Genomic DNA, 13,704 nt, shown 5'->3' with positions numbered 1-13,704 from the left:
CGAATACGAGTAGAATCAACACCGTGCGCCATGTCCACCAAATTTAAACCGGACAGCAGTGGGACAAGCCCGAGCATGACGACGGGGAGGTTTTCCGACGTCGCCCGTAACGTGCTATTTCAGCTTAGCCTTCAGGCTTGCATCCGGAAAACATGTCGGCGCAAGGCCGTTTTTCGCCTGCCAGTCGCCGAGTGAGCGACGCGTCTTGAAACCGGCCAGCCCATCTGCCTTGCCGACATCGTAACCCTTGGCAACCAGAGCCTTCTGCATGGCCAGCACGTCGGAGCGCAGCATCGATCCGACATTGCCCCATTCACCCTTGAACGGGCCTGCCCCATGGGCGATGCGGTCGGCGAGATTGCCGATGAACAGCGCGTAGAGATCGGAGTTATTATATTCCTTGATGACGTAAAAATTAGGCGTCACCACAAATTCCGGTCCATGCCGCCCAGCCGGCACCAGCATCATGCCGTCGGCGGTCAGGTCGTTGGCGGGAAAGGCTTTTCCGGAAATGCGGGCAATGCCCATCTTCGCCCAGTCGGCCACCGGCCGGGCAAGATCAGGGCCTTCCTGCGCGCAGGAGACATTGGCGGGGATCGATACTTCGAAACCCCAGTCACGATTACGTTGCCAGCCGCGCTGCGAAAGATAGTTTGCTATGGATGCCAGCGCATCCGGCACGGAGTTCCAGATATCGCGATGGCCGTCGCCATCGAAATCCACGGCATATTTGAGATAGCTCGACGGCATGAATTGCGGCTGGCCGAGCGCGCCGGCCCAGGAGCCCATCATGCGCGAAGCTGCGATATCGCCGCTTTCGACGATCTTCAGCGCATCGATCAGCTCGGCGCGGAACATCTCCTTGCGGGTCGACATATAGGCTTTTGTGGCCAGAACATCGACCACGGAATGCGGCAGTTTTGCCCGGCCGAAGCCGGATTCGCGGCCCCAGATCGCAACGACGATATCACCGGGCACGCCGTATTTCGCCTCGATCCTGCGCAGCGTCGCGGCGTGGGTGGCGGCAAGCGAGCGGCCGGTGCCCGCCAATCCCTGCAGCCGTTTTTCCGAGAAATAGGCGCCCGGCGAGGAGAATTCCGCCTGACTCTGGCTCTGTTCCTTCGGGGGCTTCTGGCCGGGAATGACGAGATCAGGCAGGTTCCAGCTGATGGAAAGACCGCTGAGCGTGGCCTCAAGTGTTTTCTGCGATATGCCGGCCTTGCGGGCTTCCGGCCAGATTTCCTTTTTCAGCCAGACGTTAAATTCGGCGTCGTATCGGGCCGCGGCTGCACCTGTCGGTGCCGATTGCGCCAAGGCCGTCGTTGCTGAAAAAACGGAAAGAAGTGCAGCCAGTGCCTTCGGGGCAAAATGGTCTCGCATTCGGTCTCCTCTTTGAATAACGGGGAGGGAGGGCGGCTTCAGATCGTCGTGCGCGCCCGAAGCGCCGCCGTCAATGTGCCTTCGTCGAGATAATCGAGCTCACCACCCACCGGCACGCCATGCGCAAGCCGGGTGATCTTGATGTCGAGACCGGAAAGGCGGTCGGTGATGTAGTGGGCGGTTGCCTGCCCCTCCACCGTCGCATTGACGGCGATGATAAGCTCGCGGATACCGCCGGCGCTGACACGGTCGATCAGGCCCTTGATATTCAAATCCTCCGGCCCGACGCCGTCGAGCGGCGACAGCGTGCCGCCCAGCACGTGATAGGCGGTGTTCATCGCACCCGTCCGCTCCAGCGCCCAAAGATCCGACACGTCTTCCACCACGATGATGACCGACTGGTCGCGCCGGTCGTCAGTGCAGACGGTGCAGGGATCGATCGTATCGACATTGCCGCAGCAGGAGCAGATCTTCACCTTGTCATAGGCCTCGCCCATGGCATGACCCAGCGGCCCGAGAAGCTGTTCCTTCTTCTTGATCAGATGCAACGCCGCCCGCCGCGCCGAACGGGGCCCAAGCCCCGGCACTTTTGCCAGAAGCTGGATCAGTTTTTCGATTTCGGGACCGGTGACTCGTTTTGCCATGAGCGCTTTCTACTGCATAAATCGGGAAACGGGAATCATGAAGCGCAAAGGGCAGTCCATGAAAATCAGGGCGGTATGCCGGGGCGAGGCAAAAAGCCTGCCGGGAAAGACGGCGAAGACGGGAATCTTCAAACATGCCGTGCAGGGCCCGGTCATGGTGGATGCCGAAGGTATCGTCAGCGACGCCGTCTGCAATCGCAAACATCACGGCGGTCCGGATCAGGCGATTTACGTTATGGGGTCCGTCGATCTCGATTTCTGGTCACGCACGCTGGGTTTTGTCGTCGAACCCGGATTTTTCGGCGAAAACCTCGTGCTGGAGGGGGTGGACAGCGCGAAACTCCATGTCGGCGACAGGTTCTCGGCCAGCGAAGTCGTGCTGGAGGTAACCGCCGCCCGCATTCCCTGCGCCACCCTGTCGGCCCGCATCGGCGATCCGGACTTCGCACCGCGCTTCCGGCAGGCGGGCCAGCCGGGTTTTTATTGCCGGGTGCTGAAAGGTGGAATGCTCGCCGCCGGGGAGGATATCGCCTTCGCACCCTATCAGGGAACGAAACTGCCGATACCGACTATTCTCCAGCGCTTCCGCCCCATGCAGTTCAATATGGCTGAACGCGCAGCCTATCTCGAAACGCCGCTTGCCACCCGGTTCCGCGCGATGCTGGAAGTCTAGACCTTTTCCAGACGTGAGGACGGCGTGCATCACGCCATCCTCTTCGATCGGATTATATCAGAATGGGAACTTCATGCCGGGCGGCAGCGGCAGGCCGGCGGTCAGGCCGGCCATCTTTTCCTGCGCCTGCGCTTCGCCCTTTTCCTTGGCGTCCTTGTGAGCAGCCACGATCAGGTCTTCGAGGATTTCCACCTCGTCTTCCTTGAACAGCGAAGGATCGATTTTCAGGCCGCGCATTTCGCCCTTGCCGTTGAGAATGACGGTCACGAGACCGCCGCCAGCCCTGCCTTCGACTTCAAGGGCAGCGATTTCTTCCTGCACCTTCTCCATCTTGGACTGCATTTCCTTGACCTTGCCCATCATGCCCATGATGTCACGCATGTGCCAATCTCCTGTTCTTTTTGTTTAAAACTCGATGTCGTCGCCGGGAAGGATGTCGCCTTCGCTCGATTCGGCAACCGATGGCGGCGCGATTTCTTCCGCCTCATCCTGTGCGGCGGCGCGGATGCGCACATCGGTGATCTTTGCGCCGGGAAACTGCGCCAGAATGGCGGCAACGTCAGGATCCTGACGCGCATCGACAAGACGGGCATCCCGGGCGTTGCCTTCGGCCTCGACAAGGGTCGGCTCGCCCTGTTCCTTGCTGAGGCTGATGATCCAGTGGATACCGGTCCATTCCTTGAGCTTGACGCCGAGTTCGCCGGGAAGCGATCCGGGCGCGCCTTCGCCGAGGCGCATATCAAGCCGGCCGGGCTCCAGCCGCACCAGCCGCACAAAGTTGCGCACCTTCGCCCGCATGACGGGATCGCGGTTCTTCTGGCACAGATCGGCAATATCCTGCACCGAAGTAACGGGAACCTTCGGCTCCGGCCGTTCTTCGGTTTTCGGTGCCGCGACCTGCATCTCCTGCGGGCGGCTATCCGGAACGGCGCGCAGCACGGCGGAGGTCTGCGGCGTCGCCTGGCGCTGGGCGGGAAGATCGACAGGTCTTCCCGCGGCCACGGCCTGTCCCGACGAATAGGCGCGCGCACCGCCGCCATTGCCGCCACCCGAAGGTCCGCCATTGGCGTAACCGCCGTCACCGTTCGAAAGCTCCGCCAAGCGCCGGGCAGCGTCTTCCGGAGCCGGCAGATTGGCGGCGTGCGAAAGCCGGATCAGCACCATTTCGGCCGCACCCGCCGGGCGCGAGGCGTTTTCCGTTTCCGGAATGCCCTTCAGCAACATCTGCCAGATGCGCGACAGCGCCGTTACCGCAATCGTCTCGGCAAATTCCGCACCCCGCACGCGCTCGATCTCGGAAAGCGAGGGATCTTCCGCCGCGTCAGGCACATATTTCATGCGGGTGACGAGATGGGTGAAATCGGCAAGATCGTTCAATACGACAACGGGGTTTGCACCCGCCTCATATTGCCCGTTGAATTCCGAAAGGGCGGCTGCGACATCGCCTTTGACGACATGCTGGAAGAGATCGACGATACGTGCACGGTCGGCAAGGCCGAGCATGCCCCGCACCGCTTCGGCTTCCACGCGCCCGCCGCCATGGGCAATGGCCTGATCGAGCAGGGAAAGGCCGTCACGCGCGGAACCTTCGGCAGCGCGGGCGATCATCGAAAGCGCCTGCGGGTCGGCCTCGAAACCTTCCTTGCCGGCAATGGCGGTGAACAGGCCGACCAGATCGGCGGCGCTGATGCGACGCAGATCGAAGCGCTGGCACCGCGACAGAACGGTGATAGGAACCTTGCGGATTTCGGTGGTTGCGAAGATGAATTTCACATGCTCCGGCGGCTCTTCCAAGGTCTTCAGAAGACCGTTGAAAGCCTGCGTCGAGAGCATGTGCACTTCGTCGATGATATAGACCTTGTAGCGCGCCGAAACCGGGCGGTAACGCACCTGTTCGATGATCTCGCGAATATCGTCGATACCGGTATGGGAGGCGGCGTCCATCTCGATCACGTCGACATGCCGGCCTTCCATGATCGCCTGGCAATGTTCACCGGGAATGCGCAGGTCGATGGTCGGCTTGTCGATGGTGTCGGTCTTGTAGTTCAGCGCGCGGGCGAGAATGCGGGCCGTGGTCGTCTTGCCCACGCCGCGAACGCCGGTCAGCATATAGGCCTGCGCGATACGCCCCGTCTCGAAGGCATTGGTCAGCGTGCGGACCATCGGCTCCTGGCCGACCATCAGATCGGAAAAATCCTTGGGGCGATATTTGCGCGCCAGTACCCGGTAGCCGGTCCCGACCTGGGATTCGCTTGATGTGGTGGGTACGGTGTCGCTCATTGCCTCGCCAGTTTGTTTTGCCAGTTGTCTTGGGGCGCTGAACTGGCCCGGCGAAAGCTGAGCACGTCTTTTAAAAAAGGTGGGAGGCTGGCACGGCGACCCGTGCCGGGCTCGTTAGGGCTGCTTCCTTCCGGACCTGACCCGGTTGGCGAGTGGCTCGTCCACCACCAACCTCCCGGGGCCACATATCGGCAATATCGAAAGCAAATGCAAGCCAAGCCTTCAAAAAACTGCTATCACAATGAAAACAAACATGGAGGACACCTTGGAGACATTCCGGCTGGACGACAGACTGGCGCGCGACAGCGTGCTTGTGACGCGTTTGGGACTATGTGAACTGCGTTTGCAAAACGACAACCGCTGGCCCTGGCTGGTGCTGGTGCCGCAGCGAGACGGTGTCAGTGAACTATTCGATCTCACCCCGCTTGATCAGGCCGTGCTGACATTCGAGACCAATCTCGTCGCGTCTGCCTTGAAAGAAATCACCGGAGCCACCAAGATCAATGTCGGTGCTTTGGGCAATATCGTCCGGCAGCTTCATGTCCATATAATCGCCCGCAATGAAGGCGACACCTGCTGGCCGGGTCCTATCTGGGGTCACGGAACGCCTGTGCCCTATGCCGCGGGCGAAAAGGAAACTTTGATGAAAAAAATCTCCGGCGCGCTCTGATGATTTCCACGAAAATTTTTGAAACCACTGCCCCCCATCCCGAAGCAAGCCTGCTGACAGCCTTTTCCAAGAACGCCCTCGACCGTTTCGCTGAAAAGCGGACGGAAGAGTGCGTTGCCGATGCGCTGAAAGTAGACGGCACCCATATTTTTGCCTTTTCGGGCAACCGACTTGTCCTGAAGCATGACGAACAGGTCATCGACCCCCTGTTTTCCGCCTATGAGCTGGCCGAATTGCAGCCGGATTTCGACAATGCCGTGCTTCTCGGATATCGCGAAACCGGCGAGCCGAGAATTGCGGTGCCGGTTGCTGTTGCCGAAGACCAACTGGCGAGCCACTACAAGCTTGCCGACGCCCGCACGCTTTATCGCGACCATCTTCTCGATGAGGAATTGCTGAGCGAGGTTGCCCAGGCCGTCAGCCTTACCCACTGGAACGCCGACAATCGGTTTTGTGGAAAGTGCGGCGGCACCATGGAGCCGCGTATCGGCGGCTACAAGCGTATCTGCGCCGCCTGCAATCACACCATTTTTCCCCGCACCGATCCCGTCGTCATCATGATGACGATCGATATCGAGCGTGATCTTTGCCTGCTTGGTCGTGGCGCTCATTTTGCACCGGGCATGTATTCGTGCCTTGCCGGTTTTGTGGAGCCGGGGGAAACCATCGAGCAGGCCGTACGCCGCGAAACGCATGAGGAATCCGGCGTCGAAATCGGCCGCGTGCGTTACCACGCGTCGCAGCCATGGCCGATGCCGCATACGCTGATGATCGGCTGTTATGCCGAGGCACTGTCTTTCGATATTGCCCGCGATGAGATCGAACTGGAGGATTGCCGCTGGTTCACACGGGCGGAAGTCGCCAAGATGCTGGAGACGGCGACGGGTGAGGGCTTTTCCGCGCCTCCCGGTGGCGCCATCGCGCACCGGCTGATGCGCGATTGGGTGGAATGGGAGAAATAATCGCGTTAGGCAGGCTCAACCCTGGTTGAGCTTGCCGCGCATCGCATGGCCCTTGTAGACGCCGAGAATGCGAACTTTTTCGGAGAAGAAGCGCAGCTCGTCCAGCGCATGCCGCACCGGCTCGTCATCGGGATGGCCTTCAATATCGGCATAAAACTGCGTCGCCACGAATTTGCCGCCAAGCTGGTAGCTTTCGAGCTTCGTCATGTTGATGCCGTTCGTCGCAAAGCCGCCCATGGCCTTGTAGAGCGCGGCCGGAATGTTACGGACGTTGAAGACAAAGGTGGTGACGACAATTTCGTCGCTCGACTGACGCTTGGCCCAGTTTTCATCGCGGGAAAGCACCACGAAACGCGTGACGTTGTTTTCCGAATCCTCGACGTTTTCAGCGAGAATATCGAGGCCGTAGAGATTGGCGGCAAGGCGCGGCGCAAGTGCCGCCATGCTGCGGTCGCCCTTTTCGGACACCAGTCTTGCGGATCCCGCCGTATCGCCGGCGATGACGGGCTTCCAGCCGTTCGAACGGATGATTTTCCGGCACTGGCCAAGCGCGTGAATGTGGCTGTGGACGGTGCGGATCTCGTCCTTCTTCACGCCCGGCATCACCATCAACTGGAAGCGGATCGGCATGAAATATTCGCCGATGATGTGCAGGCGCGATTCCGGCAGCAGGTGATGAATATCCGCAACGCGGCCGGCCAGCGTGTTCTCGATCGGGATCATGCCGAGATCGGCTTCGCCGTTTTCAATGGCGTTGAAGGCATCCTCGAATGTCGGGCACGGCAAAGGCTCCATATCCGGGAACATGTCGCGGCAGGCCATATCGGAATTCGCGCCGAATTCGCCCTGGAAGGCAATGCGATTTGTGCTCAAGGTCATGGGACTGTCCGTTAGAGGGTTCTGCTTGCGAGAATTTTGCGGGCTTTTTCCAGATCGTGCGGCGTGTCCACGCCGAGCGGTACGGAACTGACGATTTCGGCGTCGATGCGCATCCCCGCTTCCAGCGCGCGCAGCTGTTCCAGCCGCTCGCGTTTTTCCAGCGGCGAGGGCGGCAGGCTCACGAATGTCTCGAGTGCTGCGCGGCGATAGGTATAAAGTCCGATGTGATGATAAAGCGGGCCATCGCCATAAGGGGCGGTGGTGCGGGTAAAATAAAGCGCGCGCAATCGCGATTCGGAAAGTGGGCTGCCCACCACTTTCACCACGTTCGGATTGGTTTTTTCTTCCTCGTCGGTGATTTCGACCGTCAGTGTCGCAATATCGACGGCGGCATTTTCCAGCGGACGCAGCGAAGCGCGGATCGTCTCCGCTTCGATGGTCGGAAGATCGCCTTGGACATTGATGACATATTCCGCCTTGCCATAGGGATCGGCTTTCTGCAGCGCTTCGAAAATGCGGTCCGAGCCGGATTGATGGTCGTCGCGGGTCATCATCACGTCGAAACCGGCATTTTTGACGGCCGAAAACACCTGTTCGTCATCAACGGCCACAACGATTCGCTCTGCGCCGGCCTCGCGTGCGCGCAGCGCCACCTGCACGATCATCGGCTTGCCGCCGATGTCGGCGAGCGGCTTGCCCGGCAGGCGCGTGGATGCCATCCGCGCCGGTATGAGGACGACAGCTTTCTCGAAATCCCGATTCTTCATCCGACACCCTTCAAATCCCGCCCGAAAAGTGTCAAAACGTCACGGTGTGGGGAGCATTATTCAAGTTGCGCAGGCTGTGCAAAAGCCATAGCTTTCGAGCAATTTCAAGATGCCCGTTATATCAAGCGGATGCGAGGGAGCGCATATAGATGAATTCTTATGTAAATATGGGCGTTGGGGCGTTGCTTGGCACGGTTTTCGTCCTGATGTCGGTGTCGATTGCGTCTGAGGGCATTTTCCATGCGCCTGCGCCCGAAAAGGAAGGTTACGCCATTGCTGCGGCAGAGGGTGGCGGCGAAGCAGCCGGCGGAGAAACCGCTGCCGCGGCGACGCCGATTGCGCAATTGCTTGCGAGCGCCGATGCCGCCAAGGGCGAGACGGTCTTCAAGAAGTGTACGAGCTGTCATACCGGAGAGAGTGGTGGTGCAAACAAGGTCGGCCCCAATCTCTTCGATATCGTCAACCGGCCGATCGCCAGCCATGAAGGTTTCAGCTACTCCGCAGGGATGAAGGATTTCTCCAAGGGCGGTTCCGTGCATTGGGATTACGATCATCTCAGCTTCTTCCTCGAAGCTCCCAAGAAACACGTTCCCGGCACGGCCATGGGCTTTGCGGGCGTGAAGAAGGAGACGGAACGCGCCGATCTCATCGCTTATCTGCGGACGCTGTCGGCAAACCCGGCACCGCTTCCGGACCCCGCTGCGGCTCCCGCGCCGACAAACTGATCGTTAAGATGGTTTCATGAAAAAAGCCCGGCATCGCTGCCGGGCTTTTTATTTTTGCAGCAGCCGATTGCGGCTGCGGCAATGGCGCCTGAAAAATCAGAACCCCTTGCCGCCGCGCAACTCGGAAATCACCGTTCCGACCATGATCTTGATATCCAGCCAGAGCGAAAAATTGTCGACGTAATAAAGATCGGAGACGATTCGGGCGCGCGCCTTGTCGCTGCGATCCGTCGGGCCACGCAATCCCCGCATCTGGGCAAGGCCGGTAATGCCCGGCCGCACCCGGTGCCGCATATGGTAGTGCGGCACCAGCTCCTCATAAAGACGGCCGGCCGCCAGCATGCCGATGGCATGGCAGCGGGGCCCGACCAGCGACATATCGCCTTTCAGCACGTTCAGAAGCTGCGGTAGTTCGTCGATATTCGTGCGGCGAAGAACCGCGCCGATCCTGGTTATTCTGGGGTCGTTCTTCACCGTCTGCGCCACGCCGGTAGCGTCGCAAAGATCGGTCCTCATGGAGCGGAATTTATAGACACGGATTTTCCGCCCGTTCATGCCCCAGCGGACCTGCGAAAACAGGACCGGTCCCTTGCTGTCGAGTTTGACCATCACTGCCACGGTGAGCAGCACCGGTGCGAGTGCGACAAGGGCGATGGACGCCCCCGCAATATCCATCGTTCTTTTGAGCGCGAACTGGCCGCGCAGGAATGCGGAGACGGTTTTTTCCGAAGAGGGAGGTTGCGTTTCCGGCGATTCGAAAGTGGTGGCTGCGGAATAGGAGGCACCGTAAAAAACGGCATGCGATGAGCCTTTAGTACCCAGCATAATATAAAGCCCTGAAAAGTTATTTTGATAGAAGAAAATTAATTTATATGAACGATTAATAATTCATTTACCGTAAAAAGTCATCCGAAATGTAACCGCCCCGGTGCAAATGGCAATCTACGGTTAATGCAACTGCACGCAGATGTTGCAGGGCCGACATCCTCTCCGCCCGTGGCTGCGGAGACGGCCTGTCCCATGGAACCAAAACCTGCAAAATCGGGAATTTTCGTGCCGCGCTGGCGAAACGCCAGCGGCCCTGAGCCAAGCGCCTTTCGACCACTCTAAGCCGTCAGTTTCCCATCAGAATATCGAGCAGGGTCGTCTGCTTCGGTCCGGATGGTGCCTGACCGCCGATATCGGCCGGTGGTACAGGCCCGTTGCCGGCTGAATAGCCGGGTTCGATATCGCGGGAAGGGATATTTGCCGGCGGCATCGGCACACCGGGCTGATTCGGGTTTGGTGCAACCGGGGCTTCGGGATAGGCGCGCGTATCCACCGTTCCGCCGCCGAGCGCATTGGAAATGATATCGCCGATGGAGGAGGGCGCGCTTTCCGGCGCCGGCTGCTGCATTTCCCCAAGCGGCGGCACGCCGCCGGCGCCAAGCCCGAAGAGCGGTGAGGGCGAAAGCCCTGAATGGGCGGCGGTCATGAAATCTTTCCAGGCCTTTGCGGGAAGCCCGCCACCGGTGACCTTCTTCATCGACGTGCCGTCGTCATTGCCGAACCAGACGCCGGTGGTCAGGTTGCTTGTGTAGCCGACAAAAAGGGCGTCGCGGAACGATTGCGTCGTGCCGGATTTTCCTGCCGCCTGCCAGCCCTGTAGCCGTGCCGCCTTGCCGGTGCCTTCGGTAATGACGCGCGACAGCATGCTGTTCATGGTCGCGGCTATCTCTTCGCTCAGGACGCGCGGCGGGTTGTCGTATTTGTTTTCGTAAAGCACCTTGCCATCCGCATCGGTGATGCGTTTGACGATATGCGGCGTCGCCTTGTAGCCTCCATTCATGAAGGGGGCGTAGGAGGCCGTCAGCTCCATCAGCGACACTTCCGAGGTGCCGAGCGCGATGGAGGCATTGTTCTGCAGCTCGGATTCGATGCCCATGCGATGCGCCACCTGGGTCACACGATCCGGACCCACTTCCATCACCAGCTGCGCGGCAATGGTGTTCAGCGAATTGGCGAGCGCGGTGGCGAGCGTCACTTCGCCTCGATATTTCTTCTCGTAATTTTCCGGGGTCCAGTTGCCGATACGAACAGGCGCGTCGTTACGAACGGTATAGGGCGTGAGCCCGGATTCGAGCGCGGCGACGTAAACGAAGGGCTTGAATGCGGAGCCGGGTTGCCGTTTTGCCTTGGCGGCGCGGTTGAACTGGCTTTCGGCATAATCCGCCCCGCCCACCACGGCCCGGATCGCGCCCGTGCCATCGATGGAAACCAGCGCCGCCTGCGAAGCGCCCTGCTTCTTGCCATCGCCCTGCAGCACGTGGGTTAGCGCCTTTTCGGCGTCGCGCTCGAGATTGGGATCGATGGTCGTGTCGACCACGATGTCCTGCTTGACCTCGCCAACGAGGTTGCGCACTTCCTCCAGCACCATATCGGCGGCGTAATGTTCGGCGCCAGACCAGAACCGTTTCGCCTTGGTCGGCGGCTGCGACATGGCGGTCTTGATTTCATCGTCGGTGATGAAGCCGACATCGCGCATGGATTGCAGCACGACCTGCGCCCGTTCTTCCGCCGCCTGCGGATCGCGCGCCGGCGAAAGGCGTGAGGGCGCTTTAAGAAGTCCGGCCAGCATCGCCGCCTCGCCCAGATTGACGTCGCGCGCGGATTTGTTGAAGTAGCGCCGCGAGGCCGCCTCGACACCATAGGCATTGGAGCCGAAATAGACGCGATTGAGATACATCGCGAGAATTTGGTCCTTGGTGAACTCATGCTCCAGCCAGAAGGACAACAGCACTTCCTGAACCTTGCGTTCCAGCGTGCGATCCGGCGAGAGGAACAGGTTTTTCGCGAGCTGCTGCGTCAGCGTCGAGCCGCCCTGCACGGTTCGCCCCGTCAGAACATTCGTGACGATGGCGCGTCCGAGACCGAGCGGGTCGACCCCGAAATGCGAATAAAACCGCCGGTCCTCAATGGCCATGACGGCCTGCGGAATATAGGGCGACATATCTTCCAGCGCGAGCGCCTCGCCGCCGGTGGTGCCGCGATTGGCCAGCACGCTGCCATTCACCGAAACGATCTTCACATTCGGCGGGCGTTCGGGAATGGACCAGCTGCTGGCGCTCGGCATGCGCGCGCCGTAATAGAGAACGAGACCTGCAATACCGATGCCGCCCCAGATGCCGAGTACGATGCACCAATAGACGAGGGAGCGAATGAAGCCCGTCGCGCCGCGGCCGGAGCTGCGGGTGCGCTTTTCTTTTTTCCTGGATTTGGTGCGGCCGGATGTCGGCTTCGGTTTTCCGGCTTGCTGCTTTGTGGTTCCGCTGATGCGCTCACTGGCGTCGAGGCGCAGGTCATCACCGGACTCGTGGAAATCCCCGAAGGAGGGTTCTACCCGTTCGCGTGATTTACCCTTGCCTGCCATCCAGCCGAAGTCGCTCCTATTCGCGAAACCGCGCGCATCCCGTTCAGGTTTTCAGGCTTCTATGCCTGCGCGATCCTTAATCCAGGATGAAGAGTTTAAATGCGGCAATTTAAGGCGGGGTTAAGTCCTGTCCGGATCAAATCGGCGTCATTGGCAGACGTCGACCCATTCCGCTCCCGTCAATTCGGCCATCACCTCCGGCGAAATCTTCACCGCCGCATTGGTGGCGCCGGCCGCGGGAACCACCTCGTGATAGTTTTTCAGGGAGACATCGCAAAACACCGGAAGCGGGGAGGGCAGGCCGAAAGGGCACACGCCGCCGATGGGATGGCTGGTTACCGCCACCACCTCTTCCGGTCCGAGCATGCGCGGCTTTGCGCCGAAATGATCGCGGAATTTGCGGTTGTCGAGCCGCTTCGTGCCGGCGGCGACGACGAGAAGAATGGTTTCACCCGCTTTCAGGCAAATGGTTTTCGCAATCTGGTCGGGGTCGACACCATGCGCTTCAGCGGCCAGCGCAACCGTCGCCGAACTCGTTTCGGTTTCGATCACGGCGACCTCGGGCGACTTTTCGGTGAAAAAGGCTCTGACGGATTCGATAGACATGCGTATTTATTAGGCGTTGCGCGGAGAAGCTTCAAGTCACCCCGAAACAGCTATGCATTTAGCGCAATGCTGCGCTGCGATGAAACGTCTGTTTTTTAAGCGGCGATCCTGTATCTTCAAATCATCGAAGCGACGCACTCCTCCTCCCAGCGTCGCCCGATTGGACTGACAATACTCCTCCTCCCAATTGTCAGTCAGTTTCAAGAACCCGGCGCACCTCCTCCCGCGCCGGGTTTTTGCTTTTTGGCGTTCCTGTTGTCTGTCTCGCTGCTGAACCCTGACAAGATGGTCGTGTTCAAAGAAACTTGACTTTCAGCCCCTTCCAACCTAGGTACTTCGCCATCGATATTTGTTTGACGACCAGAGCTTCGGCGTCTTTTTAGACGCTCACGACGATCTTTTCCTTCAAATTCGACCCAAGTCCGCACTGCTCGCAGTGCAAATACAATTGCCAACGGAAGGAAATCGTTATGGCGACTGGTACAGTAAAGTGGTTCAACGCAACCAAGGGCTACGGCTTCATTCAGCCTGACGACGGTTCGCAGGACGTATTCGTTCACATCTCCGCTGTTGAGCGCGCTGGTCTGACCGCCCTCAACGACGGCCAGAAGCTCTCCTACGAGCTGATGCAGGATCGCCGCTCGGGCAAGATGTCCGCAGGCAATCTCGTTGCTGCCTGATAAGCGCTTTGGCCCGAAAGGGTCATTCG

At 59.7% G+C, this 13,704-nt stretch carries 14 protein-coding genes and 1 other RNA gene; 5 read left to right on the top strand and 10 right to left on the bottom strand.

The features are described from left to right. Positions 1 to 114 precede the first annotated feature (114 nt). Positions 115 to 1,380, bottom strand: coding sequence for a lytic murein transglycosylase (locus tag BTE54_RS03895; RefSeq protein WP_078051465.1), 1,266 nt, complete (start codon positions 1,378 to 1,380; stop codon positions 115 to 117). 38 nt (positions 1,381 to 1,418) lie between these two features. Beyond that, complete coding sequence (recR, locus tag BTE54_RS03890; RefSeq protein ID WP_003524309.1) at positions 1,419 to 2,024, bottom strand: recombination mediator RecR; 606 nt, start codon at positions 2,022 to 2,024, stop codon at positions 1,419 to 1,421. 37 nt (positions 2,025 to 2,061) lie between these two features. On the opposite strand from recR, the gene BTE54_RS03885 reads away from it, so the two are divergent. Continuing rightward, complete coding sequence (locus BTE54_RS03885; RefSeq protein WP_162933996.1) at positions 2,062 to 2,697, top strand: MOSC domain-containing protein; 636 nt, start codon at positions 2,062 to 2,064, stop codon at positions 2,695 to 2,697. Positions 2,698 to 2,754: 57 nt separating this feature from the next. Here BTE54_RS03885 and BTE54_RS03880 read toward each other — a convergent pair whose 3' ends face one another. The 3 genes from BTE54_RS03880 to ffs all read right to left on the bottom strand — a co-directional run bounded on the left by BTE54_RS03880 (position 2,755) and on the right by ffs (position 5,153). Beyond that, positions 2,755 to 3,078 carry a YbaB/EbfC family nucleoid-associated protein gene (locus tag BTE54_RS03880; RefSeq protein ID WP_003507179.1) on the bottom strand — a complete coding sequence of 108 codons (324 nt, stop codon included), beginning with the start codon at positions 3,076 to 3,078 and terminating at the stop codon, positions 2,755 to 2,757. Positions 3,079 to 3,102: 24 nt separating this feature from the next. After that, positions 3,103 to 4,977, bottom strand: coding sequence for a DNA polymerase III subunit gamma/tau (locus BTE54_RS03875; protein ID WP_078051463.1), 1,875 nt, complete (start codon positions 4,975 to 4,977; stop codon positions 3,103 to 3,105). 79 nt (positions 4,978 to 5,056) lie between these two features. Then, positions 5,057 to 5,153, bottom strand: an RNA gene (ffs, locus tag BTE54_RS03870) — signal recognition particle sRNA small type. 65 nt (positions 5,154 to 5,218) lie between these two features. On the opposite strand from ffs, the gene BTE54_RS03865 reads away from it, so the two are divergent. Beyond that, positions 5,219 to 5,647 (top strand): HIT family protein, encoded by a 429-nt coding sequence (locus BTE54_RS03865; RefSeq protein ID WP_003524313.1) that lies wholly within the window; start codon positions 5,219 to 5,221, stop codon positions 5,645 to 5,647. Beyond that, entirely contained in the window at positions 5,647 to 6,609 is a 963-nt protein-coding gene (gene nudC / locus BTE54_RS03860) for an NAD(+) diphosphatase (protein ID WP_078051462.1), read from the top strand. Before BTE54_RS03865 ends, nudC begins: the two co-directional genes overlap by 1 nt. Positions 6,610 to 6,624: 15 nt before the next feature. Here the strand turns inward: nudC and BTE54_RS03855 are convergent, their stop codons facing one another. Together BTE54_RS03855 and BTE54_RS03850 are read right to left on the bottom strand one after the other, a co-directional pair. Next, entirely contained in the window at positions 6,625 to 7,488 is an 864-nt protein-coding gene (locus tag BTE54_RS03855; protein ID WP_003524315.1) for a prephenate dehydratase, read from the bottom strand. Between the two features lie 11 nt (positions 7,489 to 7,499). Next, positions 7,500 to 8,255, bottom strand: coding sequence for a 3-deoxy-manno-octulosonate cytidylyltransferase (locus tag BTE54_RS03850; RefSeq protein ID WP_059758939.1), 756 nt, complete (start codon positions 8,253 to 8,255; stop codon positions 7,500 to 7,502). A 149-nt stretch (positions 8,256 to 8,404) separates the two neighbouring features. On the opposite strand from BTE54_RS03850, the gene BTE54_RS03845 reads away from it, so the two are divergent. After that, positions 8,405 to 8,980: a cytochrome c family protein gene (locus BTE54_RS03845; protein ID WP_065654785.1), complete on the top strand. Its 576-nt coding sequence runs from the start codon at positions 8,405 to 8,407 to the stop codon at positions 8,978 to 8,980. A 96-nt stretch (positions 8,981 to 9,076) separates the two neighbouring features. Here the strand turns inward: BTE54_RS03845 and BTE54_RS03840 are convergent, their stop codons facing one another. The 3 genes from BTE54_RS03840 to BTE54_RS03830 form a co-directional block, all read right to left on the bottom strand. Further along, on the bottom strand, positions 9,077 to 9,805 hold the full coding sequence (locus tag BTE54_RS03840; RefSeq protein ID WP_078051461.1) for a sugar transferase: 729 nt from the start codon (positions 9,803 to 9,805) through the stop codon (positions 9,077 to 9,079). A gap of 289 nt (positions 9,806 to 10,094) precedes the next feature. After that, positions 10,095 to 12,389 (bottom strand): transglycosylase domain-containing protein, encoded by a 2,295-nt coding sequence (locus BTE54_RS03835; protein WP_078051459.1) that lies wholly within the window; start codon positions 12,387 to 12,389, stop codon positions 10,095 to 10,097. Between the two features lie 147 nt (positions 12,390 to 12,536). After that, positions 12,537 to 12,995 carry a YbaK/EbsC family protein gene (locus tag BTE54_RS03830; protein WP_065654782.1) on the bottom strand — a complete coding sequence of 153 codons (459 nt, stop codon included), beginning with the start codon at positions 12,993 to 12,995 and terminating at the stop codon, positions 12,537 to 12,539. 470 nt (positions 12,996 to 13,465) lie between these two features. Here BTE54_RS03830 and BTE54_RS03820 point away from each other — a divergent pair, with 470 nt between their 5' ends. Then, on the top strand, positions 13,466 to 13,675 hold the full coding sequence (locus BTE54_RS03820; RefSeq protein WP_003492998.1) for a cold shock domain-containing protein: 210 nt from the start codon (positions 13,466 to 13,468) through the stop codon (positions 13,673 to 13,675). Positions 13,676 to 13,704 lie beyond the last annotated feature (29 nt).

It is taken from the genome of Agrobacterium sp. YIC 4121, from assembly GCF_002008205.1.
GTDB classification, from domain to species: domain Bacteria; phylum Pseudomonadota; class Alphaproteobacteria; order Rhizobiales; family Rhizobiaceae; genus Agrobacterium; species Agrobacterium leguminum.
The sequence above is the reverse complement of the archived record's forward strand: the minus strand, read 5'-3'. Positions and strand labels throughout refer to the sequence as shown.

What these genes read in the sequence shown, in the direction of transcription:
- BTE54_RS03895 (WP_078051465.1), bottom strand. Translation starts at nt 1,380, where the DNA reads ATGCGAGACCATTTTGCCCCGAAGGCACTGGCTGCACTTCTTTCCGTT.
- recR (WP_003524309.1), bottom strand. Translation starts at nt 2,024, where the DNA reads ATGGCAAAACGAGTCACCGGTCCCGAAATCGAAAAACTGATCCAGCTT.
- BTE54_RS03885 (WP_162933996.1), top strand. Translation starts at nt 2,062, where the DNA reads ATGAAGCGCAAAGGGCAGTCCATGAAAATCAGGGCGGTATGCCGGGGC.
- BTE54_RS03880 (WP_003507179.1), bottom strand. Translation starts at nt 3,078, where the DNA reads ATGCGTGACATCATGGGCATGATGGGCAAGGTCAAGGAAATGCAGTCC.
- BTE54_RS03875 (WP_078051463.1), bottom strand. Translation starts at nt 4,977, where the DNA reads ATGAGCGACACCGTACCCACCACATCAAGCGAATCCCAGGTCGGGACC.
- BTE54_RS03865 (WP_003524313.1), top strand. Translation starts at nt 5,219, where the DNA reads ATGAAAACAAACATGGAGGACACCTTGGAGACATTCCGGCTGGACGAC.
- nudC (WP_078051462.1), top strand. Translation starts at nt 5,647, where the DNA reads ATGATTTCCACGAAAATTTTTGAAACCACTGCCCCCCATCCCGAAGCA.
- BTE54_RS03855 (WP_003524315.1), bottom strand. Translation starts at nt 7,488, where the DNA reads ATGACCTTGAGCACAAATCGCATTGCCTTCCAGGGCGAATTCGGCGCG.
- BTE54_RS03850 (WP_059758939.1), bottom strand. Translation starts at nt 8,255, where the DNA reads ATGAAGAATCGGGATTTCGAGAAAGCTGTCGTCCTCATACCGGCGCGG.
- BTE54_RS03845 (WP_065654785.1), top strand. Translation starts at nt 8,405, where the DNA reads ATGAATTCTTATGTAAATATGGGCGTTGGGGCGTTGCTTGGCACGGTT.
- BTE54_RS03840 (WP_078051461.1), bottom strand. Translation starts at nt 9,805, where the DNA reads ATGCTGGGTACTAAAGGCTCATCGCATGCCGTTTTTTACGGTGCCTCC.
- BTE54_RS03835 (WP_078051459.1), bottom strand. Translation starts at nt 12,389, where the DNA reads ATGGCAGGCAAGGGTAAATCACGCGAACGGGTAGAACCCTCCTTCGGG.
- BTE54_RS03830 (WP_065654782.1), bottom strand. Translation starts at nt 12,995, where the DNA reads ATGTCTATCGAATCCGTCAGAGCCTTTTTCACCGAAAAGTCGCCCGAG.
- BTE54_RS03820 (WP_003492998.1), top strand. Translation starts at nt 13,466, where the DNA reads ATGGCGACTGGTACAGTAAAGTGGTTCAACGCAACCAAGGGCTACGGC.